22 protein-coding genes and 1 tRNA gene are annotated in these 25678 nt (G+C 56.2%); 10 read left to right on the top strand and 13 right to left on the bottom strand.

Annotated elements, in window-relative coordinates:
- Positions 1–7 precede the first annotated feature (7 nt).
- The 6 genes from dppB to EnteroDNA1_RS14915 form a co-directional block, all read right to left on the bottom strand.
- Positions 8–1027 (bottom strand): dipeptide ABC transporter permease DppB, encoded by a 1020-nt coding sequence (gene dppB / locus EnteroDNA1_RS14940; RefSeq protein ID WP_023334097.1) that lies wholly within the window; start codon positions 1025–1027, stop codon positions 8–10.
- Positions 1028–1188: 161 nt separating this feature from the next.
- A complete protein-coding gene (gene dppA, locus EnteroDNA1_RS14935; RefSeq protein WP_033146993.1) occupies positions 1189–2796 on the bottom strand; it encodes a dipeptide ABC transporter periplasmic-binding protein DppA in 1608 nt (535 codons plus the stop codon).
- Positions 2797–3416: 620 nt separating this feature from the next.
- Positions 3417–3493 (bottom strand) — tRNA-Pro (locus EnteroDNA1_RS14930).
- 91 nt (positions 3494–3584) lie between these two features.
- Positions 3585–5279 carry a kdo(2)-lipid A phosphoethanolamine 7''-transferase gene (eptB, locus tag EnteroDNA1_RS14925; RefSeq protein WP_045887696.1) on the bottom strand — a complete coding sequence of 565 codons (1695 nt, stop codon included), beginning with the start codon at positions 5277–5279 and terminating at the stop codon, positions 3585–3587.
- 239 nt (positions 5280–5518) lie between these two features.
- On the bottom strand, positions 5519–6721 hold the full coding sequence (locus EnteroDNA1_RS14920; protein WP_033146995.1) for an L-lactate MFS transporter: 1203 nt from the start codon (positions 6719–6721) through the stop codon (positions 5519–5521).
- A gap of 238 nt (positions 6722–6959) precedes the next feature.
- Positions 6960–7658: an autotransporter domain-containing protein gene (locus EnteroDNA1_RS14915; RefSeq protein ID WP_069303504.1), complete on the bottom strand. Its 699-nt coding sequence runs from the start codon at positions 7656–7658 to the stop codon at positions 6960–6962.
- A 154-nt stretch (positions 7659–7812) separates the two neighbouring features.
- On the opposite strand from EnteroDNA1_RS14915, the gene tag reads away from it, so the two are divergent.
- Together tag and EnteroDNA1_RS14905 are read left to right on the top strand one after the other, a co-directional pair.
- The gene (gene tag / locus EnteroDNA1_RS14910) at positions 7813–8394 is read left to right on the top strand and encodes a DNA-3-methyladenine glycosylase I (RefSeq protein ID WP_069303503.1); all 582 of its coding nucleotides are present in this window, start codon (positions 7813–7815) and stop codon (positions 8392–8394) included.
- Positions 8372–8818, top strand: coding sequence for an N-acetyltransferase (locus tag EnteroDNA1_RS14905; RefSeq protein WP_032661790.1), 447 nt, complete (start codon positions 8372–8374; stop codon positions 8816–8818). The genes tag and EnteroDNA1_RS14905 overlap by 23 nt, the downstream gene beginning before the upstream one ends.
- Here EnteroDNA1_RS14905 and EnteroDNA1_RS14900 read toward each other — a convergent pair.
- On the bottom strand, positions 8781–11060 hold the full coding sequence (locus EnteroDNA1_RS14900; RefSeq protein ID WP_069303930.1) for a molybdopterin guanine dinucleotide-containing S/N-oxide reductase: 2280 nt from the start codon (positions 11058–11060) through the stop codon (positions 8781–8783). The two genes, EnteroDNA1_RS14905 and EnteroDNA1_RS14900, sit on opposite strands and share 38 nt — an antisense overlap.
- A gap of 211 nt (positions 11061–11271) precedes the next feature.
- Here EnteroDNA1_RS14900 and EnteroDNA1_RS14895 point away from each other — a divergent pair, with 211 nt between their 5' ends.
- The 6 genes from EnteroDNA1_RS14895 to ghrB all read left to right on the top strand — a co-directional run bounded on the left by EnteroDNA1_RS14895 (position 11272) and on the right by ghrB (position 17376).
- On the top strand, positions 11272–11934 hold the full coding sequence (locus EnteroDNA1_RS14895; protein ID WP_024909080.1) for an OmpA family lipoprotein: 663 nt from the start codon (positions 11272–11274) through the stop codon (positions 11932–11934).
- Between the two features lie 180 nt (positions 11935–12114).
- Positions 12115–13131, top strand: coding sequence for a LacI family DNA-binding transcriptional regulator (locus tag EnteroDNA1_RS14890; RefSeq protein ID WP_039261180.1), 1017 nt, complete (start codon positions 12115–12117; stop codon positions 13129–13131).
- A gap of 103 nt (positions 13132–13234) precedes the next feature.
- Entirely contained in the window at positions 13235–13984 is a 750-nt protein-coding gene (locus tag EnteroDNA1_RS14885) for a sugar phosphate isomerase/epimerase family protein (protein WP_064673783.1), read from the top strand.
- A 3-nt stretch (positions 13985–13987) separates the two neighbouring features.
- Positions 13988–14926, top strand: a complete 939-nt coding sequence (locus tag EnteroDNA1_RS14880) for a sugar kinase (protein ID WP_069303502.1) — start codon at positions 13988–13990, stop codon at positions 14924–14926.
- A 168-nt stretch (positions 14927–15094) separates the two neighbouring features.
- Positions 15095–16375 (top strand): MFS transporter, encoded by a 1281-nt coding sequence (locus tag EnteroDNA1_RS14875; protein ID WP_023309951.1) that lies wholly within the window; start codon positions 15095–15097, stop codon positions 16373–16375.
- A 26-nt stretch (positions 16376–16401) separates the two neighbouring features.
- Positions 16402–17376 (top strand): glyoxylate/hydroxypyruvate reductase GhrB, encoded by a 975-nt coding sequence (gene ghrB / locus EnteroDNA1_RS14870; protein WP_069303501.1) that lies wholly within the window; start codon positions 16402–16404, stop codon positions 17374–17376.
- 58 nt (positions 17377–17434) lie between these two features.
- Here ghrB and cspE read toward each other — a convergent pair whose 3' ends face one another.
- Together cspE and EnteroDNA1_RS14860 are read right to left on the bottom strand one after the other, a co-directional pair.
- The gene (cspE, locus tag EnteroDNA1_RS14865) at positions 17435–17647 is read right to left on the bottom strand and encodes a transcription antiterminator/RNA stability regulator CspE (RefSeq protein WP_003860775.1); all 213 of its coding nucleotides are present in this window, start codon (positions 17645–17647) and stop codon (positions 17435–17437) included.
- Between the two features lie 248 nt (positions 17648–17895).
- The gene (locus tag EnteroDNA1_RS14860; RefSeq protein ID WP_023309949.1) at positions 17896–18606 is read right to left on the bottom strand and encodes a DUF3053 domain-containing protein; all 711 of its coding nucleotides are present in this window, start codon (positions 18604–18606) and stop codon (positions 17896–17898) included.
- Between the two features lie 331 nt (positions 18607–18937).
- Here EnteroDNA1_RS14860 and EnteroDNA1_RS14850 point away from each other — a divergent pair, with 331 nt between their 5' ends.
- On the top strand, positions 18938–19225 hold the full coding sequence (locus EnteroDNA1_RS14850; RefSeq protein WP_029740975.1) for an HTH-type transcriptional regulator: 288 nt from the start codon (positions 18938–18940) through the stop codon (positions 19223–19225).
- Positions 19226–19264: 39 nt separating this feature from the next.
- Here EnteroDNA1_RS14850 and EnteroDNA1_RS14845 read toward each other — a convergent pair whose 3' ends face one another.
- Positions 19265–20884, bottom strand: a complete 1620-nt coding sequence (locus tag EnteroDNA1_RS14845; RefSeq protein ID WP_069303499.1) for an ABC-F family ATP-binding cassette domain-containing protein — start codon at positions 20882–20884, stop codon at positions 19265–19267.
- A 718-nt stretch (positions 20885–21602) separates the two neighbouring features.
- Between EnteroDNA1_RS14845 and EnteroDNA1_RS14840 the strand changes: the two genes are divergently transcribed.
- On the top strand, positions 21603–22040 hold the full coding sequence (locus EnteroDNA1_RS14840) for a hypothetical protein (RefSeq protein ID WP_064673788.1): 438 nt from the start codon (positions 21603–21605) through the stop codon (positions 22038–22040).
- A gap of 92 nt (positions 22041–22132) precedes the next feature.
- Here EnteroDNA1_RS14840 and glyS read toward each other — a convergent pair whose 3' ends face one another.
- The 3 genes from glyS to EnteroDNA1_RS14825 form a co-directional block, all read right to left on the bottom strand.
- Positions 22133–24202: a glycine--tRNA ligase subunit beta gene (gene glyS, locus EnteroDNA1_RS14835; protein ID WP_033147004.1), complete on the bottom strand. Its 2070-nt coding sequence runs from the start codon at positions 24200–24202 to the stop codon at positions 22133–22135.
- A gap of 9 nt (positions 24203–24211) precedes the next feature.
- The gene (glyQ, locus tag EnteroDNA1_RS14830) at positions 24212–25123 is read right to left on the bottom strand and encodes a glycine--tRNA ligase subunit alpha (RefSeq protein WP_003860141.1); all 912 of its coding nucleotides are present in this window, start codon (positions 25121–25123) and stop codon (positions 24212–24214) included.
- A gap of 161 nt (positions 25124–25284) precedes the next feature.
- Positions 25285–25590 carry a YsaB family lipoprotein gene (locus EnteroDNA1_RS14825; protein WP_032661816.1) on the bottom strand — a complete coding sequence of 102 codons (306 nt, stop codon included), beginning with the start codon at positions 25588–25590 and terminating at the stop codon, positions 25285–25287.
- Positions 25591–25678: the final 88 nt, after the last annotated feature.

The following is a 25678-nucleotide window of genomic DNA, read 5'->3' as shown; positions in this document are numbered from 1 at the left end:
TGGTCCCTTACTTCTTATGACGAATACGCGGGTTCACCACGCCGTACAGCAAATCGACCAGCAGGTTGACGAGGATAATCATCGTCGCGACCAGCAGTACACCGCCCTGCACAACCGGATAGTCACGGCGTTGCAGCGCGTCAATCAGCCAGCGTCCAAGGCCCGGCCAGGAGAAGATGGTTTCGGTCAGGATCGCCCCCGCCAGCAACGTCCCCACCTGAAGGCCTATAACGGTCACCACCGGCAGCATGGCATTACGCAGCGCGTGAACGATGATGACGCGCATACGCGTCAGGCCCTTTGCGCGCGCGGTGCGGATATAATCCTCACCCAGCACTTCCAGCATCGATGAACGGGTCATTCGCACGATCACCGCCAGAGGAATGGTGCCCAGCACCATGGCAGGCAGGATCATGTGCGCCACGGCATCAATGAAGTTGCCCTCTTCGCCCCAGATCGCCGTATCAATCAGCATAAAGCCGGTGAGCGGGTTGGAGTCATCCAGGAAGACCATATCGCTGACGCGCCCGGAGACCGGTGTCAGGTTAAGCTGCACCGATACCAGCATGATCAGCATCATGCCCCACCAGAAGATAGGCATGGAGTAGCCGGTCAGCGCCAGGCCCACGGCGGTGTGGTCAAAAATAGAGCCACGCTTGACGGCAGCCAGTACCCCGACAGGAATACCCACCGCAGTGGCGAAAATCATGGCGCAGACGCCAAGCTCCAGCGTCGCTTTAAAACGCGGCACGAACTCGTCCCACACCGGAAGACGGCTTTTCAGCGAAATCCCTAAATCACCGTGCAACACGCCCCAGATATAGTGGAGGTACTGCTGCCACATCGGCTTATCGAGACCGAGTTCCGCCAGCAGCTGTGCATGGCGCTCAGGGGAAATACCACGCTCGCCCGCCATAATCATTACCGGGTCGCCGGGGATCATATGGACGAAGGCAAAAGTGAGAAGGGTGATACCGATAAACGTGGGGATAACAAGTCCCAGACGTCGGAGGATGAACTGCAACATAACCCGGATTCTCTCTGATGACGCACGACCAGTGGCGTGACGTCTGTATTGCTCACAAATGTAAATTCCCTCTCCTGGCGGGAGAGGGTTAGGGTGAAGGGCGTGCATGCATCCCCTCACCCCTGCCCTCTCCCAGAGGGAGAGGGAGAACACCCTACTTATTATTCAACAGATACGTTTTCGAAGTGGTGTTTGCCCAGTGGATCAACCACGTAGCCCTTCACTTCTTTACGCACTGGCTCGTACACGGTGGAGTGAGCAACAATCAGCGCCGGAGCCTGATCGTGCATAACAACCTGAGCCTGCTTGTACAGTTCAATACGTTTGTTGTGATCGTCGGTCGCACGCGCCGGCTGGATCAGGTCTTCAAACGGCTTGTAGCACCAGCGAGAGTAGTTAGAACCGTCTTTCGCCGCCGCGCAGCTGAACAGGGTGGCGAAGAAGTTGTCCGGATCCCCGTTATCACCGGTCCAGCCCATCATTACCGCCTGGTGCTCACCCGCTTTGGCGCGCTTCAGGTACTCGCCCCACTCGTAGGTCACAATCTTGGCCTGAACGCCAACCTTAGCCCAGTCAGCCTGAACCATTTCCGCCATACGGCGTGCGTTCGGGTTGTACGGACGCTGTACCGGCATCGCCCACAGCTCAACGGTAAAGCCTTTATCCTGGCCCGCTTCTTTCAGCAGCGCTTTCGCTTTCTCAGGATCGTAGGTGTAGTCTTTAACGTCGTCGTTATAACCCCACATGGTTGGTGGGATCAGGTTTTTGGCAGCAACGCCAGCGCCCTGGTAAACCGCCTTGATGATCGCTTCTTTGTTCACCGCGTAGGTCAGCGCCTGACGCACTTTCACGTCATCAAACGGTTTCTTCTCGGTGTTGAAGGAGAGATAGCCCACGTTCAGGCCAGCCTGCTCCAGCAGGTTGATGTTCTTGTCCTGCTTCATACGGGCGATATCAGCCGGGTTCGGGTACGGCATCACCTGGCATTCGTTTTTCTGCAGTTTTGCATAACGTACTGACGCATCAGGCGTGATGGAGAAGACCAGACGGTCGATCTGCGGCTTGGTGCCCCAATAGCCTTCGAACGCTTTGTATAGAATGCGGGAGTCTTTCTGGTACTGCAGCAGCTGGAATGGACCGGTACCGATTGGGTTCAGGTCGACTTTTTCCGGCGTACCGGCTTTCAGCATGTTGTCCGCGTACTCTTTGGACAGAATTGAAGCGAAGTCCATGGCCAGGTCAGCCAGGAATGGCGCTTCCGGACGCGTCAGCACGAACTGAACCGTTTTATCGTCCACTTTTTTCACTTCAGCGATCAGGTCTGGCAGACCCATCCCTTCGAAGTATTCATAGCTGCCGCCAGACACTTTGTGGTACGGGTTCTGAGCGTTTTTCTGACGGTCGAAGGAGAACACAACGTCGTCGGCGTTAAAGTCGCGCGTTGGTTTGAATTCTTTGCTGTCCTGCCACTTCACGCCCTGGCGCAGGTGGAAGGTATAGGTTTTACCGTCTTCGCTGACGTCCCACTTCTCGGCCAGACCCGGAATCACTTCCGTGGTACCGGTTTTGAATTCAACCAGACGGTTATAGATCGGTACAGAGCTTGCGTCGTAAGTCGTACCAGAGGTAAAGAGCTGTGGGTTAAAGCCTTCCGGCGAGCCTTCAGAACAGTAAACCAGGGTTTTTGCCTGTACGCTTGCTGCCACGGTCATAGCCACCAGGCTCAGACCAAGCTTCAGCATCCCTGACTTCTTCAAGGAAATACTCATTATTCTGCTCCAATGTGATGTTTTGCTTTGTTGTGTTACGCCGCCAGACCTTTATTTATTTTTTACCCGGTCCGGTCGGTGATGCCCGAAGGCTTTAAAGGGATGGAGAATCCTTTCAGAAGAGCGTTTGAGTTGCAGCGCAGATCGTCCCTGAAATGCCCCTCATGCCCTACAATCTGTCAACAGAATGTGAAAACGTCAATACAGGTGACGGGGATTTACGCTGAGTGTGAGAAACCGCAAACAAAGATTAAAAAAACTATGTATGCCAGTTTTCAGCAGGGAAATTTATGCTACTCGCCATCTTGCAGCACAAGTCTCTTCATATTTCGCAACAATCAGTGATTAACTTTTATTCAGAATGGGTAAATTTTCTTGCAGAATGGTGATTATCTGAGCACTAAATACCACGAACGTTAAAACGCACAGCGAAAAATGCTGAGGTTATCCATAAGCAACGCGAAAAAAGATCAATCTATATATAAAAAAATACAATGGATTATGTCACAAAATCGTTAACAGGCAGGGAGAAGCAGGCCTAAGGGGCGTTTTGGATACTCTGACGGGATAAGATCATAATGCAAAAAGGGCTAACCTTGCGGTTAGCCCTTTTCAGAATGTGGTCGGCGAGAGAGGATTCGAACCTCCGACCCACTGGTCCCAAACCAGTTGCGCTACCAAGCTGCGCTACTCGCCGAATGCGGAGCGCATCTTACTGCTGAGGTGCGCCCCCGTCAATCCCTTATTTTCAAAAAGCCATTCAACTGGCGATATTCTCGCCAGGGCAGCTACTGCGCGGCCTTTACGCTGTTATCAGGGAGTTTACACCAGTTGTTGTTTTCGTTAATCCCACCATTCGGTGAGGTATAGCCGAGACAACCCATAATGGTGTCGTACAGCTCAACGTGACGACGCGGCACCTTCATCTCCGCCTCTTTTTTCAGCTGAGCAAACATCTTCGCCTTCTCCGGATTTTCAAGATACTTATCCGACATCCACATGATCATCGGCACGCGGAACTGCTCCGGCGGTGCCAGCTTGCGCGGCGTACCGTGCAGGTGCTCTTTCTCATTGATGGATTCACCGTGGTCTGCCGCGTAAATCACAATCGCTTTTTTATCGCGCAGCTGGTCGATCACCCGGCTCAGGAAGGTATCCACGTACAGCACCGAGTTGTCGTAGGCGTTGATCAGCTCCTGCTTGCTGCAGTCTTTATTAATGCCCACGCACTCAGGCTGCCACTTCGCAAAATCACGCGTGTAGCGCTGGTAATAGCTGTAATGCGACCCTTTGGTATGCAGAATAACCAGATGCTTACCCTGCGGATGGTTCTTAAGGGACTGCGACATCTCTTCCAGCAGCAGCATGTCGTCGACGTTTTTACCGCGGTTACGCGGTTCGGCGCCAATCTGCTCACGGTACGCAATGTTATCTGCCAGCGTGTTGGTGTAGAACCACATCTCACTTTGCATGGCGAACAGGTCAGAGCTAAACCCAAGCTGCTTCAGCACGGCAAACACGTTCTGCTCTTTCAGCGTGCGTTGCGGGTTATCGCTTGCACCGCCTTCACGCACAAACATACAGCGTAGCGAGAGCTTCGTTGCGGTATCGCAGGAGTAGCCACGGTAAGCCACCAGGTTTTTCTCCTGCGCCAGCTTTGGCGTGGTGTCCCGGTTATAGCCGAGAATACCCATATGATCCCAGCGCGTCGTTTCGCCGATAACAAAGACGACGTACGTATCATCAATCCCGTCGGCTGGCGGCTGGTAGGTGAATTGTTTCGTTGGATTGATCAGCGATTTCACATCACTGGATTCGTCCGCCTGCGCCCAGGCATACAGACCTAACGCTGACAGCCAGTTAGACGGCAAATAGGAGTTTGCCACCACGCCGCCATAGCTTGGCATATCCACGCCCGTCGCTTTTTCAACGCGTTTTTGCTGCGTTTCCATCAGGCGGATTGGCGCCCATACCAGCAGACCAGCCAGCAGGACAACGACGATATTGCGGATCCGCTGTCCACGGGTGCGCAGCTGGCGTAAAAGCGTATAGCGGCACGTATTGTTCCAGATAAAGAACAGCGGTATCAGACAGGTTAAAACTGTCCAGACGATAAAGCCTTTCCCTACCACCTCTTTCGAGAGATCGATATCCGTGGTCATCACCGAGGCAACGATACCGTACCCAATGACCACGTTCATAAAGGTCATGTAATAGCTTGCGGCGGCGGAAATAATCACCACCAGCGAGGCCAAAATTTGCCAGGTACGTCGGCCAAAAAGGGACAGCAGGCGTAAGAGGAAGAAGGTAGCGAGGACGGAGCCGAACACTTCAATGGCGGCAAAAATACCATTACTTACGGTAAGGTGTTCAAAATAACCTTCCACTCTTCTGAACAGTACCGCGCCATTCAGAAATAATCCGATATAGACAGCCAGCATCAGACACAATCTTTGCTGGGTAAGAGACCTAATGTATTTCATGCAAACAACCCTGGGGGAAGGGGTATAAAAACCCGACGAATCTCAAAGAGAAAGCGGACAGAGTACGTAAATGCGTAAGGAAGCGTTATTAGAAACGTCTACAAGCGCGATAAGTAGACCACAGCGGGAGAGAAAAGTGGCAGCAGAGAGTGTGATCGGTATAAATTTTTACAAAATATCGAGACGGGAAGCGTCTCGCATAAAGAAAAAAGAGGCCACAGAGGCCTCTTTCATACTGCTTACGCGTGCGCTTCTTTGAATACTTCACGCTGCGGCTGGCGAATCGTGGTCGAGAGCGCCAGCGAGATAATCAGCAGGGCAAATATGACGCAGAAGGTCACGTAGAACCCGCCGAACAGAGAGGCTATCAGCGAGCCGCAGATGCTGCCGATCCCGAAGCCAAGATAGATAACGCCGTAGTTTTTCGCCAGATTGTTCAGGCCAAAGAACTCGCTTACCAGTGACGGGAAGACGGTAATCGTGCCGCCGAAGTTAAAGGCCACGCAGGCAATCGCCGCAAAGAAGGTGGCTTCATTCAGCGGAGCGAACAGCAGCGCCGCCATGCCGACCAGCGAAACCACCTGCCCAATCGTAATCACACGGATGCGGGCAATTTTGTCAGACAGAATGCCGAGCACCAGACGACCGGAGAGGTTGGCAATGGAGATGACCGTCACCGCATTCGCCGCCGTGGCCGCATCCAGCTTCACCATCCCCTGCGCGATATCCTTCGCCACACCGATGACATAAAGTCCGCTCATGCAGGCCGTCAGGAACATCACCGCCAGCATCCAGTACTGCGGTTTACGCATGGACTGCGCGAGGGTGAAGTCGTTCTCCACCACGCCGTTAACGGATTTGACCTCCTGCTGCGGCGCATCGGTCATCAGCGTGGCGCCGAACAGAATCATCACCAGCACGATTGCGCCCCAGATCATAAAGGTGTTTTCGAGGCCAACGGACGCCAGCAGATGGGAGTCGATAAATTTGAACCCGAGGCTGCCCAGGCCATAGGAGCCGATGGCGAACGCGGAGATGAGACCTTTACGCTCCGGGAACCACTTCACGCAGTTCGACAGGGTCAGCAGGTAACCTGCGCCATCGGCCAGACCCACCAGCACGCCGGCGCTCAGCCACAGCATCATCAGGTTGCTGGAGTGCGCCGTCAGGAAAAAGCCTAAACCCAGCAGAATGCCGGACGCCATGGTCACACGCTTCACCCCAAAACGCTCCTGCAGCTTGCCCGCGACGGAAGACGAAATCGCCAGACCCAGGCTCAGCAGACCAAAGGAGAACGCAACCTGGCTGACCGGCGCGCCGAGTTTGTCGGAAAGCGCGCTGTTAAACAGGCTCCAGGTATAGACCGATCCCAGCGCAAACTGGGTGACGATGGTGCCAAAGAGCGTGAGCCAGCGCGTGCGGTTATAAGTTGATGTGTTCATGGCAGTTGTCCTGCAAGAGAAATTAAGGAAGTTCGCTGAGGACAACGATAAACAAAACCTTAATACGCCTGGGGTAAAACGGCATGAAATGCAGGCGGAACGGAATGAAATGCCTGGAAACGGGAATGAATGGCCTGGCCCGGGCATAAAGCGACAGCGTGTTAGTATCCGCTATCGCTGTAACGCCCGTGGTTGTTGTATTCGAGATGTTATCGTAACGTTTAAAAAAGTAACAACTCTAGAAATTTGCGCTAACGCCGAGGGTGTATAAAAACTCCTCACCGGTGGTGGTGTGCTCCCCCTGAGCCAGCGACGCATAGGCCGCGACGTGCGTATTAAAAGGAATATCCGTTCCCACGGTGACGTCCATCCAGCTACCGTTTTGGGCAGGGGCTGGCGTTTGCGGCATGCCAAACTGCGATTTCCACTGGTTTTCACCAAACTGCTGGTTATAGCTAATCTGCGCCCACGGACGAAGATCGCCGTACTGGGTATTCACGCGCCACCCCAGCGTGCTGACGCTGGCATGCCAGAGCGGGTCGGTGATTGCCTGCGTCGACGCGCTATCACCAAACTCGTTGATCATCATGGGAGCCGTGCCGTCGTATCGCCACGCCACCACCGGGCCGGTGGTGACACGCGCTGAAACCGGAAAATTCCAGCCCACGCTCATCGTCCCCTCCGGCGTGCTGCCAGACGGTATATTCAGGGCAAGACCCGGCGCGTTTTGCGAAGACTGAATACGCTCAGCCAGAATATCCTCATAACGCGGTTGGTGATCCGCGTCCCATGTATAGCGTTCCGCCGTATTATTTTGGGCGTCTGAAACGATATATTCCTGTTGCCAGGCAGACGCTGTATTACAAAAAAACAGGCAGGCTGAAATCCCCACCAGGCCAGAAGCAGCATGGCGACCACTGATTTTTTTTATCATCATCAACGCGACCCCAGAGAGAGCCGAATTCGGCGATATTTGTCGTTATTCAGGAAGAGCTTATAACCCTTGTATTAACTATTGTCTTTATAGTAAACACGTCAAGCCAGTCAGAATGAAAATTTTGCGAAATCAGTATCAATAAGGGAGATGACGGATGGAACGTTGCGGTTGGGTGAGCCAGGATCAGCTTTATATCGACTATCACGATCGGGAATGGGGCGTGCCGGAAACGGATGGCAAAAAACTCTTTGAGATGATCTGCCTCGAGGGCCAGCAGGCGGGGTTGTCATGGATTACGGTACTGAAGAAACGCGAAAACTACCGTAACGCCTTCCACCAGTTCGATCCTGTCGCCGTCGCCGCCATGACTGATGAGGATGTGGAACGGCTGGTGCAGGACGCCGGCATCATCCGCCATCGCGGTAAGATCCAGGCCATCATCGGCAACGCACGCGCTTACCTGGCGATGGAACAAAACGGCGAATCGTTTTCAGATTTTGTCTGGACGTTTGTGAACAACGATCCGCTGGTCACACAGGCCGCCACGCTCGCGGAAATCCCGGCCTCTACCCCGGCCTCGGATGCCCTCTCGAAGGCCCTGAAAAAACGCGGCTTTAAGTTTGTCGGCTCCACCATCTGCTACGCCTTTATGCAGGCCTGTGGCCTGGTCAACGACCACGTTACCGGCTGCTTCTGTCATCCGGGAGGCCATCATGATCCGCAAATGGCAAAGTGAGAATACCGCGCCGCTTCTGAGCCTGTGGCTTGAAAGCACCACGGAAGCGCATCCGTTTATCGAGCCGGGTTACTGGAAAGAGAACGAGGCCATGGTGCGGGACGTTTACCTGCCGTCGGCGGAAACCTGGGTCTGGGAACAGGATGGCGAGCCATACGGATTTATCAGCGTGATGCAGTCTCAGTTTGTCGGCGCGCTGTTTGTCGCACCGTCATGCATCGGGAAAGGCATCGGGCGCGCGCTGCTGAACCATGTTCAACAGCGCTTCCCGCATTTAACCCTGGAGGTATATCAGAAAAATGTGCGGGCGGTGAATTTCTACCATGCTCAGGGCTTTCGCATTGAAGACAGCGCCTGGCAGGATGATACCCAGCACCCGACGTGGATCATGAGCTGGCAGGCGGATCAAACGCCGTTAAGGTAAGCTCGGGTCCCTGATATTTTTCTACCCAGGCCAGCGCCGTGTTCCCTGCGCAGCCATTCCCCAGCTTCGAGCTGGGGAGATCTTTGGTCAGCACGTTAACCGCCCCGTTTTTACAGATCCCTCCCTCGGCGGGCTCAAGGTCGGGCCATGCGCCCTGATGAATGCAGATCACGCCCGGTTTAATTCCGTCGCTCACCACCGCCCCTGCCAGCACCTGCCCGCGCGAGTTCCAGACGCGCACCACGTCGCCGTCCGTAATCCCCCGGGCTTTCGCATCGAGGGTATTCAGCGTGACCGGCTCTCGCCCGGCGACCGCATACTGCTCGCGCAGAGACGTATAGTTAAGCTGGCTGTGCAGGCGGTGCGCGGGATGCGCTGACAACACCTGCAGCTGTTCCGGCTGGGCGTTGCCGTGCCACTCGTCCGGCTCGAGCCACATAGGGTGTGGCGGGCAATCGGCATAGCCAAAGCTGGCGATGCGCTCACTATAAATCACGATCTTTCCGCTCTCGGTTTTCAGCGGGTGGCTCTCCGGGTCGCGGCGGAAATCGGCAAAACGGACAAACTTCGCGTTCTGTTCGCTCTCCGGCATCTCGACGATCTGGTTCGCTTCCCAGAATTCGGCAAATGGCGGAAGCGTCACGCCCTGCGCCGCGCCACGCTGGCCGGCAATCTGGTAGAAGGTTTCCAGCCATTGCAGATCGCTTTTCCCTTCGGTAAAACGCTCGCGACCGCCCGCTTCCCACAGCTCGCTCAGTTCAGCAAACACGTCAAAATCATCACGCGCTTCGTCTCGCGGGGCCACTACGCGCTTCATCGGGACCATATGCTGGTTGCTGTAGTCGCCGGTCATAGTGAGATCGTTACGCTCAAACGAGGTGGTCGCTGGCAGGACAATATCTGCATGCTTAGCCGAGCCGGTCCAGAAGCACTCGGAAATCACCACCAGCTCCGGCTTCTGCCAGGCGCGGATCAGGCGGTTGGTATCCTGATGGTGCGTGAAGTTCGACCCGCCCGCCCACCAGACAAATTTAATGTCCGGGAAGTGGCGGTCCAGACCGTTGTGCTGATAGAAACCGCCCGGGTTTTCCAGGGCTTCAACAATACGCGCCACCGGTATTTTATCCACGGCATCGACGCCGCCCTGCACCGAGCCTTGCAGAGACGCCAGCACCGCCGCTTTACGCGTCGGGTTACCGCCGTTTGCAAAGTGATAGGAGAGACCAAAACCCCCGCCCGGCGTGCCGATCTGCCCAAGCATTGCGGCAAGCGTTACCAGCATCCAGTGTTTTTGCTCGCCAAACTGTTGACGCTGCATTCCCCAGCCGGACATTAACATCGTGGTATTTTTATGGAACAACGCCGCCAGTTCGCGGATTTTCTCCGCAGGAACGCCGCAAATATCTGCCGCCCACGCTGCCGTTTTCGCCACCCCATCGGATTGGCCCGTCAGGTAGTCGGCGAATTTATCGAAGCCGGTGGTACAGCGCGTCAGGAATTCAACATCGTGCCAGCCGTTTTCTACCAGCGTATGGGCGATCCCCAGCATCATCGCCACGTCGGTCCCCATATGGGGGGCAATCCACTCGGCGCTGTCGCCGAAGAAATCCATGGTTTCAGAACGCATCGGGTCAATGCAGATGATGCGCTTGCCGCTTTTGCGCAGCGCGTCGAAATACCCAATGCCCTGCTCGTCGCTGGCATTCCAGGCAATTTTCAGCGTATTGAGCGGGTTGGCGCTCCAGAGCACCACCACGTCGGTATGCGCCAGCACCAGCGGCCAGCTGGTCTGCTGCTGGTACACTTCGTTCCCCCCTACGACGTACGGCATGATCGCCTGCGCCGCGCCGGTGGAGTAATCCCCCAGATGGCCGGTATAGCCTCCCGCCAGGCTCATGTAGCGCTGCAGCAGCGTCGAGGCCTTGTGCAGCACGCCGTTAGAACGCCAGCCGTAGGAGCCGGCAAAAATGGACGACGGACCGTAAGTGTCGCGAATGCGCTTATGCTGGGCGTGGATCAGCGCCAGCGCGTCATCCCAGCTCACGCGAACAAACTCATCCTGACCGCGGATCCCCTGCGGTTTATCCGGCGAGGCCAGAAAACCTTTACGCACCATCGGCCAGCGCACGCGCGTTTTGCTGTGCACCTGATCGCGAACGACGGTCTGTAACGAGTTGGGATGTTGGGTTGGCAGTGCCCCGCGGGACGACAGAACATTTTCGCCATCGGTTTCGACCAGCATCGGCCCCCAGTGGGCGGCGGTCAGAATGGTTTTCGTTGAGGTGCTCAAGCGTGCGCTCCTGGTTGCGTGCAGGTTTACGGCCTTCTTTCTGAGGCAGTTTATGGTTTGTCACAAATTTCAGAGTTATACCCGGAATTTTCTCCGTATCTGGACGTCATAATCAACTGCCACGCTCGCCGTGGCAAAGAATAAAAAGGATTAAGGAAAGAAGATGAAAAAACGCGTACTCGTTATTGCCGCTCTGGTGAGCGGTGCACTGGCTGTTTCTGGCTGCACAACTAACCCTTACACCGGTGAGCGTGAAGCGGGTAAATCCGGCATTGGCGCGGGTATCGGCTCGCTGGTCGGCGCAGGCGTGGGGGCGCTCTCCTCCTCCAAGAAAGACCGCGGTAAAGGCGCGCTGATTGGCGCAGCGGCGGGCGCGGCGCTGGGTGGCGGCGTCGGCTATTACATGGACGTGCAGGAAGCGAAGCTGCGCGACAAAATGAAGGGAACCGGCGTGAGCGTGACGCGCAGCGGCGATAACATCATCCTGAATATGCCGAACAACGTGACCTTCGACAGCAGCAGCGCAACGCTGAAACCCGCGGGCGCGAACACGCTCACCGGCGTGGCGATGGTGCTGAAAGAGTACAACAAGACCGCCGTGAACGTGATGGGCTACACCGACAGCACCGGCAGCCAGGATCTGAACATGCGTCTGTCCCAGCAGCGCGCCGATGCCGTAGCCAGCTCGCTGATTACCCAGGGCGTTGAAGCCAACCGCATCCGCACCAGCGGCATGGGCCCTGCCAACCCTATCGCCAGCAACAGCACGGCGGAAGGCAAAGCGCAGAACCGCCGCGTTGAGATTACGTTAAGCCCAATTCAGTAGGTAAAAGCAAAACGGCAACGCTCGTTGCCGTTTTTAGTGGTTGCACCCTCTCCCGTGGGAGAGGGTTGGGGTGAGGGCACCAGACCGCACCCTCCGGTAAGCGCAGCGCCACCGGGCAAATTACTTGATTCGTCTGATTTTCCCGTTAAGGTATTCTCACTAAATTCAGGGAAATCAGCGATGAGCAAACCAGCCCGGGCCACCATTAGCGACGTGGCGAAAGCCGCCAAAACCGGTAAAACCAGCATTTCGCGCTACCTTAACGGCGAGAAACACCTGCTGTCCGACGCATTGCTGGCGCGTATTGAACAGGCCATTGCCGATCTCGACTACCGTCCCAGCCTCATGGCGCGCGGGCTCAAACGCGGCCGCACCCGCCTTATCGGGCTTATCATCGCCGATATCACCAACCCCTATTCCGTTAACGTCCTCAGCGGTATTGAAGCCGCCTGTCGCGAGAAGGGGTTCACGCCGCTGGTCTGTAATACCAACAACGAAGTCGACCAGGAGCTGCATTACCTCGATCTGCTGCGCAGCTACCAGGTCGAAGGGATTGTGGTGAACGCGGTGGGCATGCGGGAAGAGGGTTTAAACCGCCTGCAGCAGTCCTCCCTGCCCATGGTCCTCATCGACCGTAAAATCCCGGAATTTGCCTGCGATGTGGTCGGGCTGGATAACACTCAGGCCGCCACGACCGCCACCGAGCATCTGATCGAACAGGGCTTCGAGGCCATTCTGTTTCTGAGTGAACCGTTAGGGATGGTCAATACCCGTCGCGAGCGCCTGAGCGCATTTCGCGCCACGCTGGAGCGATATCCCGGCGTGATCGCCGAAAATGCCGAAACGCCGCTTCACGAAGCCGACCAACTTGATAACACCCTGCGCCAGTTCCACACGCGCCATCGCGGGATGCGCAAAGCCGTTATCTCCGCAAACGGGGCGCTGACGCTTCAGGTCGCCCGCTCGCTCAAGCGCATTGGCCTGCACTGGGGCAGCGATATCGGTCTGCTGGGGTTTGATGAACTGGAGTGGGCGGAACTGGCGGGCGTCGGCATTACGACACTCAAACAGCCCACCTGGCAGATTGGCTATGCTGCTGTTGAACAAGTGGTTCGCCGCATTGAAGGCACCAGCGATGCCGTTCGCGAGCAGGTCTTCTCCGGCGAGCTGATCGTTCGCGGCTCCACGGCGCGTTAATTTTCCCTTGTGATACCGATCATAAATTCGACATCCTGACCTTTTCTTTGGAACCGGTTCCATCTAGCGTAATAGTATTGTTATGTTGCGATGGAGTCCGAAGATGGGCAGGAAAATTATGGTGGTCACCGCCGCGTACGGTGCGGAACAGGTGCGACAGGCAGGCGGTCAGCGGGCGATGCTTCCCGTTATTGCAGGCGCAGGGGCAGACGGCGTGGAGATCCGCCGGGAACTGTTCAGCAGCGAAGAGCTGCTGGCGCTGCCTGCGCTGGGAGAATCTATTGAGCTGCTCGGCCTGCTGGCGTGCTACTCCGCCCCCGCCGCCCTGTTTATGCCCGACGGCACCCTCAACCCGGATCTGACCCGCTATCTCTCTGAGGCCAGCACCCTGAACGCCCTGTGGCTGAAGGTTTCCCTGGGCCATTTCCGCGACGCGCAGCCTCTCGACGCCCTGCGTACCCTGCTGAACGCAAGCGGCATGGCGCTGGTCGTGGAGAACGATCAGACCGACTGCGGACAGCTCGCGCCGATGCAGCGCTTCCAGGCCGCCTGTCGGGAAATGGCCTTACCCGTCACGCTGACCTTCGACATGGGCAACTGGCTGTGGGTCGGTGATTCCCCCGAAGAGGCCGCGCGTAATCTGGCCCCTGCGGTGAGCTATATCCACGTGAAAGCCGCCGTGCCGCATAAAGATAACTTCCGCGCCGTGGCGCCGGACCACGCTGATGCGCGCTGGCTGGATCTGCTTGGCCAGCTGCCTGCCGATGCCCCGCGCGGTATCGAGTTCCCGCTGGAAGGGACGGATTTAACCGCCGTTACCCGCCATTACGTCAACCTGCTGCGCGAGGAGTAAGCCATGCACAAGACGCTGGATGTCATCACGATCGGCGAGGCCATGGCGATGTTTGTCGCCACCGAAACGGGCGAGCTGAGCGCGGTAGAGCACTTTATCAAACGCGTGGCGGGCGCAGAGCTGAACGTCGCAACCGGCCTGGCGCGTCTCGGCCTGAACGTGGGCTGGGTCAGCCGCGTGGGGGACGATAGCTTTGGCCATTTCGTTCTCGACTCGCTGAAAAAAGAGGGGATTGATGCCGCGGGCGTCACCCTTGATGCACGCTTCCCTACCGGCTTTCAGCTTAAATCAAAGGTCGAAAATGGAACCGATCCCATCGTTGAGTATTTCCGTAAGGGATCGGCCGCAAGCCACCTCTCAGTGGCGGATTACCACGCCGACTATTTCGCCTCCGCGCGCCATCTGCACCTCAGCGGCGTGGCGGCAGCGCTGTCTGCCAGCTCGTATGAACTGCTGGATCACGCGGCAGCCACTCTGAAAGCCCAGGGAAAAACGATCTCTTTCGATCCGAACCTGCGCCCGGTGCTGTGGAAAAGCGAAGCGGAAATGGTCGAGAAGCTCAACCGTCTGGCGTTCAGAGCGGACTGGGTTCTGCCGGGCCTGAAAGAAGGGATGATCCTGACCGGCGAAAGCACACCGGAGGGCATTGCCGATTTCTACCTGAATAAAGGAGTAAAAGCGGTGGTGCTGAAGACCGGCGCCGATGGCGCATGGTTTAAGACGGCCGACGGCGAACAGGGCGCGGTCGCGGCGGTCAAGGTTGAGAACGTGGTCGACACCGTCGGCGCGGGCGACGGTTTTGCCGTGGGCGTGATTAGCGCCCTGCTGGAAGGCAAAACGCTGCCGCATGCCGTGGCGCGGGGCAACAAGATTGGCTCGCTGGCCATTCAGGTGCAGGGCGACAGCGAAGGATTACCCACGCGAGCAGAGCTTAACGAATAAACATCCCCCTCACCCTAACCCTCTCCCCAGAGGGGCGAGGGAATGACTTGCTCCCTCTCCCTTTGGGGAGAGGGTCGGGGTGAGGGGCATAAATCGCACTCAGCAAAACAAGCCACCGTGTACCCTACAGACAACGGCGGTAACAACCTCAACAACAGAGGCAAGCCTATGAACAGTTCGACCAATGCAGTAAAACGCTGGTGGTACATCATGCCAATCGTGTTTATCACGTACAGCCTGGCGTACCTTGACCGTGCCAACTTCAGCTTCGCGTCCGCGGCGGGGATCACAGAGGACCTTGGCATAACCAAAGGTATCTCCTCCCTGCTGGGAGCCCTTTTCTTCCTGGGCTACTTCTTCTTCCAGATCCCCGGCGCGATTTACGCGGAACGCCGCAGCGTGCGTAAGCTGATCTTCGTCTGTCTGATCCTGTGGGGCGCCTGCGCGTCACTGACCGGCGTGGTGAACAATATTCCTGCCCTGGCCGCCATTCGCTTTATCCTCGGCGTCGTTGAGGCGGCGGTCATGCCGGCGATGCTGATCTACATCAGTAACTGGTTTACCAAATCTGAACGCTCGCGCGCGAATACCTTCCTGATCCTCGGTAACCCGGTGACGGTGCTGTGGATGTCGGTGGTGTCTGGCTACCTGATCCAGTCCTTCGGCTGGCGCGAGATGTTTATTATCGAAGGGGTCCCGGCAGTGATCTGGGCATTCTGCTGGTGGGTGCTGGTAAAAGATAAACCTGCCCAGGCGAAATGGCTTTCCGAAGATGAAAAAGCGGCGCTGCAGGCGCAGCTGGATAAAGAACAGCAAGGTCTGAAGGCGGTACGCAACTACGGTGAAGCCTTCCGCTCGCGTAACGTGATCCTGCTCTGCGCGCAGTACTTTACCTGGAGCATTGGCGTGTACGGCTTTGTGCTGTGGCTGCCGTCGATTATCCGCAGCGGCGGCGAAAACCTCGGCATGGTAGAAGTGGGCTGGCTCTCTTCCGTACCATACCTGGCCGCGACCATCGCCATGATCGTCGTCTCCTGGGCGTCGGACAAGCTGCAGAACCGAAAATTGTTTGTCTGGCCGCTGCTGCTGATCGCTGCTTTTGCCTTTATCGGCTCGTGGGCCGTGGGTGCAAATCACTTCTGGGCCTCTTATACCCTGCTGGTGGTCGCCGGTGCCGCCATGTATGCCCCGTACGGTCCGTTCTTTGCCATCATCCCGGAAATGCTGCCGCGTAACGTCGCGGGTGGCGCGATGGCATTAATTAACAGTATGGGTGCGCTAGGGTCGTTCTGCGGCTCCTGGTTCGTCGGCTACCTGAACGGTGCCACCGGCAGCCCGTCCGCATCGTACATCTTTATGGGGGTGGCGCTTTTCGCCTCCGTGTGGCTTACTCTGATTGTTAAGCCTGCTAATAATCAACAACACCCTGTCGGCGCACGCCACGCCTGAACCCTTAAAAATCAACGGAGATTAGCATGAAGCCGTCCGTCATTTTGTACAAAGCACTGCCGGAAGATCTGCAGAAACGCCTTGAAGAACACTTCACCGTCACGCTGGTGAAGAACCTGAGCCCGGAAACCGTGGCGCAGCACGCCGAAGCGTTCGCCAGCGCCGAAGGCCTGCTGGGTTCAAGCGAGAAAGTGGATGTCGCCCTGCTGGAGAAAATGCCGAAGCTTCGTGCTACCTCTACCGTTTCCGTGGGTTACGACAATTTCGATGTGGATGCCCTGAACGCCCGCAAGATCCTGCTGATGCACACCCCCCATGCCCTGACGGAAACCGTGGCCGATACGCTGATGGCGCTGGTACTCACCACGGCCCGTCGCGTGGTGGAAGTGGCCGAGCGCGTGAAAGCGGGCGAATGGACAAAAAGCATTGGACCGGACTGGTTCGGCGTGGACGTTAACGGCAAAACGCTGGGCATTGTTGGCATGGGGCGCATTGGGCTGGCACTGGCGCAGCGCGCGCATTTTGGTTTTAACATGCCGATTCTGTATAACGCGCGCCGTCATCACAGTGAAGCCGAAGAACGCTTCAACGCCCGCTACTGCGAGCTGGATACTCTGCTGCAGGAAGCCGATTTTGTTTGTCTGGTTCTGCCGCTGACGGACGAAACGCGTCATCTGATTGGCAAATCCGCATTTGAAAAAATGAAGAAATCCGCCATTTTCATCAACGCGGGTCGTGGCCCGGTGGTAGATGAGAAGGCGCTGATTGAAGCCCTGCAGAACGGTGAAATCCATGCCGCAGGTCTGGACGTGTTTGAACAGGAGCCGCTGCCGGTGGACTCCCCGCTGCTGACAATGCCAAACGTCGTCGCCCTGCCCCACATCGGCTCCGCCACCCATGAGACGCGCTACAACATGGCGGCCACTGCGGTCGATAATCTCATCGCCGCCCTAAGCGGAAAGGTGGAGATAAACTGCGTGAACCCGCAGGTGAAACGATAGAAACGAAAAAACCCGCCAGAAGGCGGGTTTTTGAATTTAGTGCTACTGGGTTGGAAGCTTACAGGCTTACAACGTTACCAGCTGCTGGGCCTTTAGCGCCGCTTTCGATGGTGAAGGACACTTTCTGACCTTCGTCCAGAGATTTGTAGCCATCGTTCTGAATAGCAGAGAAGTGTACGAACACGTCTTTTGAGCCATCGTCAGGAGTGATGAAGCCGAAACCTTTATCAGCGTTGAACCATTTTACCAGACCAGTCATTTTAGCAGACATAGAAATTACCTTATTAACAAATATATTGAGCCTTCCGGCTTGATGGATTGCGTTACAGATTTTTAAGCGATGAAGGAAGGGTCACAACGAAGGGTATCTATGGATAACAATCTGGACTGCTTTACTAAACTGCTTTAGGTCTGTGTAACAAACCGACGGGGATAGTTATACCGATGTGGTAGAAGAATGACAAGCGTTATTTTCGATAAGCATAAAAAAAACCCCGCCAGAGACGGGGTTTTTTCGGTTTATTCTGTGGCCGTGACTGCGGCACTCCAGGCCTGGCTAAAGGCCTGATGCTGGGAGGCCAGCGGCCCAATCAGCGTATTGTACTGGCTTGCCTGCTGCGAGGTCGGGAACTGAATGCCGTTGGCAACAAAGCTCACCTGAGTATCCTGCTGGGCAATAAAGTCGCCCACCTGCACCAGCTGCTGCGTGAAGATTTGCGCGGCCGGAATCAGCGGTTGCAGCGCTTCAGACGGTTTCGTCACCACTTTCTCATACACTTTGTCGAAGACAGGTTTGAGATCGTCACCCTGCTTCAGCGCAGAACGTGACGCGTCAGCCTGCATTTTCGCATTCTGCAACTGCTGGCTCAGTACGCCAAGCGCACCGTTGGACTGGCGAAGCGGTTCACGCTGCGTCATATAATCCTGCGGAACGCGAATGGCGTTCACGCTATCCACTACCGGACGGATACCGGAATCCATCGCCTGGCTCACCTGCTGTGAATAACCATAAAGAATGGCGTAATCGGACACGAAGGGGCCAAACTGTTTTTTCTGATCCGCAGTCAGCGTCGGCAACCGCTCGCCGCTGCGCATCACTGTATTCTGCAGAAAATCGATAAACGCTTTGCGCTGATCGCCTTCTTTATCAAAACACCCACTCAGGCTAACAACCATCAACAACGCCGCAATAGGCGCAAACCAGCGAGAGCAGGACTTTCCTGTCGCCATTTTATTACTCCTTTCACCCAAAAAAGCGCACACCGGCACACGCGTGCCCGACGCTGACAAGGATAGTCCAGGTCAGCCTTGCAAGATACTCTTTTCATGCAAAACGGCTATTGCCGATTTATTTCTTACCATTTACAAAAAAATACCTGCCGAAGCCGACATATGACTAATCAGGTAATTAGCATAACTATCCATATCGCTAAATCGGGTAAAGCGATCGTTACCGCACGATTAATCACACCCGTGACGATCCTGAGTTCGTATTAGGGACTATTCTTAACTGGCTCTCTGATGTTCTTGATCACGATGTGAGATTTAAGAGGAGTCCTCAATGGAATATAAAGATCCTGAGTTTGAACTGCTGAGCAGTCTGGAACAGATCATTTTTAAAGACGTACCGCAGGCGATTACCCTGCAACAAAAATCCAATCCCTTTACAGAATATGAGCAATTGCGCAAAGGGACAGGACTGAAAACGGAAGAATTCGCCAGAGCGATGGGTGTCAGCGTGGCTATGGTGCAGGAGTGGGAGTCAAAACGTGAGAAACCCACCCCAACCGAGTTAAGGCTGATGCGCCTGATTCAGGCCAACCCTGCACTCAGCAAACAGATAGCGTAGTGAAGATTGAATGCCCCCGCCTTTGCGGGGGCTTGTGTTTTAAAGGCTCTCGCAACGCCAGCCCGCCTCTTCCCACACCCATTCATGCGTTAACGTTAAGCCTCTTAGAAAAGCCTCATCGTGTGATACCACCAGCAAAGCCCCAGGGAAACCGGCCAGCGCCGCTTCAATGGCCTGGACCGAGGCCAAATCCAGATGGTTGGTCGGTTCATCCAGCAGCAGAAGCTGCGTAGCCTCCGCGCGCCACAGCACGCAGGCCAGGGCGGCCTTAAGACGCTCGCCGCCGCTGAGCTCCGCCAGCGGGAGCGTGACTTTGTCGGCACCCAGTTGAAGCTGCGCCAGACGGGTTCGCAATACCCCCTCTTCCAGAGGCGTATGACTCAGGTTGAGATGCGTCATGACCGACTGCGAAAGATCGAGCCGGGAGAGATGCTGGTCGAGATAAGCGCAGCTGACGGAAACCTTACAGGTACCCGAACGGGGGGCAATCTCGCCGAGGAGGATTTTTAACAGCGTCGATTTTCCGCAGCCATTCGGTCCCTTTAACGCCACGCGCATCGGTCCGTCCATCCGCCAGTTGAGCGGAGGAACAGGCACATGCGGCAGCACCAGATCCTCCAGCACCAGCACCTGCTTCCCGTCCGGGATCTGATTCCCCGGCAGGGTGAACATTACTGGGTTATCTTCTTCAACGCGTTCACGCGCCTTTTTTACCGAGGCGTTGAGGGCTTCATTTTGCTCGCTGTGCTGTTTTTTCCAGGAGCCGATCCGCTCCTTTGCCGCGCCTTTATATTTGACCCGCTCGAACGATGCGATATTCAGGGTATCGACGGTGCGCAATGTCTTTGCCGAACGCCGCTGGCTGTCATCATGCTCTTTTTGCATGCGTACCCGAGTGCGTTTGCGCTCGGTTGCCGCATGTTCCAGCGCCGCGCGGGCCGCCTGCTGTTCGGCATCGCGCTGGGTTTGATAATCCGTATAATTCCCGCCGTAGCTGCGCAGGCCCGAGGCGCTCAGTTCAAGGATACGCGGTACCTGAGCCAGTAACTCACGGTCATGGGAAGCCACCAGCACGCCGCCCTGAAAACGGCTGAGCTGGTCGTAGAACCACGCCCGGCCCTGTCGGTCCAGATGGTTAGTGGGTTCGTCCAGCAGCATGAAATCCGCTTCAGCCGTAAACGCCCCGCACAGCAGGGCGCGAATGCGCTCGCCGCCGCTGAGCTCACCGGCGGGTTTATCCGGGTCAAACGGCGGGAGATTCGCATTGATAAACGCCTCGCTCAGACGCTCGGCGACATCCCAGCGGCCGTCGAGCGTGTCCAGATCGTCAGGCTGATAATCGCCGCTGTCGATGCGCTTACGCGCCGCAAAAATAGCGTCATACCCGAGCAGTTCAGCAAGCGTCGTCTGCGGCGAAATGAGGTGCTGCTGCGCCACCCAGGCATGCGAGCCAAAGCGTTCAATATGACCGGAAGCCGATTCGTCCAGCCCCGCCAGCAGACGCAGCAGACGCGTTTTCCCGCTGCCGTTGCGGCCAACCAGCGCGCACAGGGCGGGTTCCAGCGTGAGATTCAGCGGACCAAAAAGGGTATCGCCCGTCGGAAACTGACAGGTGACCTGATGCAAAATAAAAGAAGGGGACTGCGCAAAATGAGCCATAAGCACTCCTGAATGAAATCAAAACATCCCCTGCCGACGCGGTGGCGTTTAGCAAGGATCGAAATTCATCAGTCGTGTTTGTTCATTTTTGGGGGGCGCTCCAGCGCGAGAAAGTTAACGCGTTAAGGATAGCGGTAATGTGTTGAAGGTTTCAAGGTTAAATTTTGATCGACTTACACTCCCTCCCCCTTTGGGCTGAGGGATCCCCACCAAATATTGCCTGCACAGACGGCCCCCTCTCCCTTGAGGGAGAGGGCTGGGGTGAGGGGGAACATACGGCTGTGGGGGTTGTTCCTTGCTACTCTGTAACGACATGGCCTGTGAACGTGCCAGGGCGGCTCAATCGCCACCGCCATGGCGTCGCTGTAAAACCTCTACCCGCAGTATGCTTCTCATTACGGTAATTTTGCGAGCCTCTTTCCAGAAATGGTAATATCCTCAGCGACATAGCTCAAAACTGTTGCCGCCTGTTTTGATGAGCAGTAAGTTCTCTTCGCACCTGCAAAATCAGGTGCCGGGATTGGAACCCTGAATCACTTCACTGGCGACACAGGCTCTGTGTCGTACGGCCTGTTGCATCTCAATGGCGGGCCGGACAGGGGCGCTGCAAAGCGCGCTGGTGTCAGTGAGGCCAGTCGTTCCAACCTTGTTCGGTTCCGCCACCAGCGAGCCTGGAACCTCCCGTGGCGGAAGATATACCACTCACTGAGGTTATTTTATGTCATTGATTAACTCTTTAATCACCCTGCCCTTCAACCATGCCACCGACTTCACCGAACTGGCGGATAACTGCGAACGTTTTACCGACGCACTGGTAGATTGCGAAGAACCCGCCCCAAAAATGGCGCTTTACGGCAGACTTTATGCCTGTCTGAATCTTCTGCAACCCACGCTTCTGGAACCTGTTCCGGACGCTTTAAAAGCCAGCCTGACCGTGAAGGAACTCCCGTCACGCGTTCCGGCTTTCGAACCCGAATGCGATCAGCTGGGGCGCTACTGTCAGGAGCTTACGCAGATGCTGATGAACGGCTCACTGCCGCGACAATCTGAAATCGTGATGGAAGATTTGCTGTGCGAGCTGGTCAGCTACTTTGCCGATACGCTGAAGGCACCGCGCTGGCTGCAGACAGACGAAGGCACAATCGCGATCGGCTAAACCTGCCGGATGGCGCTGCGCTTATCCGGCCTACAAAAGACCCATAAAAAAACCCGCCGAAGCGGGTTTTTAGCATGTGTAACAGCGGCACATCACTGCAGCAGCGAAATATCCGCTACGCGCAGGAACAGCTCGCGAAGTTTCTCGAGCATGGAGAGACGGTTAATACGCAGTTCTTTATCTTCTACGTTCACCATCACTTTCTCGAAGAAGGCGTCGATAACGTCACGCAGCTCGGCCAGCTCCACCAGCGCTTCCTGGTAGCGACCTTCCGCGAAGTACGGCTCGAGCTTGTCGCGCAGCACCACAACCTGCATCGCCAGAGCGATCTCTTCCGGCTCTTTCAGGGTTGCGGCGTTCACACGCTCGTTCAGCGTCTCGTCGGATTTCGCCAGAATGTTGGATACGCGCTTGTTGGCCGCGGCCAGGGCAGATGCCGCTTCCAGCGTACGGAAGTGGGAAACCGCCTTCATACGCGCATCGAAATCAGCCGGACGGGTTGGACGACGCGCCAGCACCGCCTGAATGGTGTCAACGGTGTAACCTTCGTCCTGATACCATGCGCGGAAACGACCGAGCATAAAGTCGATCACGTCATCCACAACCTTCGCGTTGGTCAGCTTGTCACCGTACAGACGCACCGCTTCTTCGGTCAGGGTCTGCAGATCGAGGTTCAGGTTCTTCTCAACGATAATACGCAGCACGCCCAGCGCAGCACGACGCAGCGCAAACGGATCTTTGTCGCCTTTCGGATGCTGACCGATACCAAAGATACCCGCCAGGGTGTCCATCTTATCGGCAATTGCGACGGCACATGCAACCGGGTTGGACGGCAGTTCGTCACCCGCAAAGCGCGGCTGATACTGCTCGTTCAGGGCGACGGCCACGTCTTCCGCTTCGCCATCGTGACGCGCGTAGTGCATGCCCATCACGCCCTGGGTGTCGGTAAATTCGAACACCATGTTAGTCATCAGGTCGCACTTGGACAGCAGGCCTGCACGCGTCGCGTGGTTGACGTCTGCACCGATTTCACGGGCAATCCAGCCGGACAGCTCCGCAATGCGGTCGGTCTTGTCGCGCAGCGTACCCAGCTGCTGCTGGAACAGCACGGTCTGCAGGCGCGGGAGATGATCTTCCAGACGCTTTTTACGGTCGGTATTGAAGAAGAACTCCGCATCTGCCAGACGTGGACGCACCACTTTCTCGTTACCGGAGATAATCTGGATCGGATCTTTCGATTCGATGTTCGCCACGAAGATGAAGTTTGGCAGCAGCTTGCCGTCGTTGGCATAGACCGGGAAGTACTTCTGGTCACCCTTCATGGTGTATACCAGCGCTTCAGCCGGAACGGCCAGGAATTTCTCTTCGAACTTCGCCGTCAGCACAACTGGCCATTCAACCAGAGAGGTGACTTCTTCCAGCAGGCTGTCGCTCAGGTCTGCGTTACCGCCAATCTTGCGCGCCGCGTCTTCCGCGTCCGCTTTGATTTTGGCTTTACGCTGTTCGTAGTCGGCAATGACCTTACCGCGCTCCAGCAGGATCTGCGGATACTGGTCGGCATTGTCGATGGTGAACTCTGGCTCACCCATAAAGCGGTGGCCGCGGATCACGCGATCGGACGCCACGCCCAGAATGGTCGCCGGGATAACGGTATCGCCCAGCAGCAGGGTCACGGTGTGCACCGGACGCACGAAGTGCACGTCAGAGGCGCCCCAGCGCATCAGCTTAGGAATCGGCAGCTTCGCCAGAGAAGTCGCAATCATGTCCGGCAGCAGCGCTTCCGCGCTTTCGCCTTTCACGTGCGCACGGTACAGCAGCCACTCGCCTTTATCCGTGGTCAGACGCTCGGCCTGATCAACGGTGATCCCGCAGCCGCGCGCCCAGCCTTCAGCCGCTTTGCTCGGCTTGCCTTCCGCGTCAAACGCCTGGGCAATCGCCGGGCCACGTTTTTCGACTTCACGATCCGGCTGAGACGCCGCCAGATTTGCCACTTTCAGCGCCAGACGGCGCGGTGCAGCAAACCACTCAATTTTACCGTGTGCCAGGCCAGCGTTATCCAGCTCGGCGGTCACGTTCGCAGCGAAAGATTCAGCCAGGCTGCGCAGGGCTTTTGGTGGCAGCTCTTCGGTGCCGATTTCCACCAGGAAAGTTTTCTCAGACATGGCCGCCTCTTATTTGTTTCGGTTGCACATCGGGAAGCCAAGGGCTTCACGGGACGCATAGTAAGCTTCTGCAACGGCTTTGGTCAGGGTACGAATACGCAGAATGTAGCGCTGACGTTCAGTCACGGAGATGGCTTTGCGGGCGTCCAGCAGGTTGAAGCTGTGGGCGGCCTTCAGAATACGCTCGTAAGCAGGCAGCGGCAGCGGAGTTTCCAGCGCCAGCAGCTGCTGCGCTTCTTTCTCATACTGCTCGAAGCAGGTGAACAGGAAGTCCACATCCGCGTATTCGAAGTTATAGGTGGATTGCTCCACTTCGTTCTGATGGAACACGTCGCCGTAGGTGGTTTTACCCAGCGGGCCGTCGCTCCAGACCAGGTCGTAAACGCTGTCTACGCCCTGAATGTACATCGCCAGACGTTCCAGACCGTAAGTGATTTCACCGGTGATTGGCTTACATTCCAGACCGCCAACCTGCTGGAAGTAAGTGAACTGGGTCACTTCCATGCCGTTCAGCCACACTTCCCAACCCAGACCCCAGGCACCCAGCGTTGGGTTTTCCCAGTTATCTTCCACGAAACGAATGTCGTGGATGGTTGGATCCATACCCAGCTCTTTCAGCGACCCGAGGTACAGTTCCTGAATGTTGTCTGGTGATGGCTTAATCACCACCTGGAACTGATAGTAATGCTGCAGACGGTTCGGGTTTTCACCGTAACGACCATCGGTCGGACGACGGGAAGGCTGCACATACGCGGTCGCCATTGGCTCTGGCCCCAACGCGCGCAGGCTGGTCATCGGGTGTGAAGTGCCGGCGCCGACTTCCATGTCCAAAGGTTGAACAATGGTACAGCCCTGACGAGCCCAGTAATCCTGTAAGGTCAGGATCAGGCCCTGGAAGGTCTTGGTATCAAACTTTTGCATAGTATTTCGTGCTGGATACGTGTGGTTTTAAATGGAAGGGACCAGTATACCCGCTGGCTGCAAGATATACAGTACGAAACGGGGTTGTTTAGGGAAAATTGGGGAAATAAGCCTTCCGGCCAGAACGCTGACGGCGTCTGGCTGTTGATTATACGAGCAGGCTAGCGCATGGAGAGGTGTAAAAACTGACCGTCCGCATCAAACGAGCAGACAAAGCCCTCTTTGCGCGACGTATGTCCCCGCAGCTCATAGCTTCCCTGAAAACGCTCAAACCCGGTGACATCAATTTTCTGTACGTCCGAGTTATAGCGGCGAGCGGCCCGATCTTTACAGAGCGCTTCCATATCCAGTGAACGTTCCGGGCTCATTTTACCCTGCTGCGCTTTTTGCACAGGTGCTTCTTGCGGCGCGCTGCATCCCGCCAGGATGAACAGCAGAAAGAGTGACGCCACACGCTTCATCATCATTTTTATTACCGCCCTGGTCAGTGGCTGTTATTTTTAGTATCAAAGCTTTTATAGATTACGGTCCGGCATTCTGCGAATCTCGCGGCCT

Source organism: Enterobacter sp. HK169, assembly GCF_001719105.1.
GTDB lineage: Bacteria > Pseudomonadota > Gammaproteobacteria > Enterobacterales > Enterobacteriaceae > Enterobacter > Enterobacter asburiae_B.
Note: the sequence above shows the minus strand (reverse complement) of the source record. Positions and strands in the feature narration are given on the sequence as shown.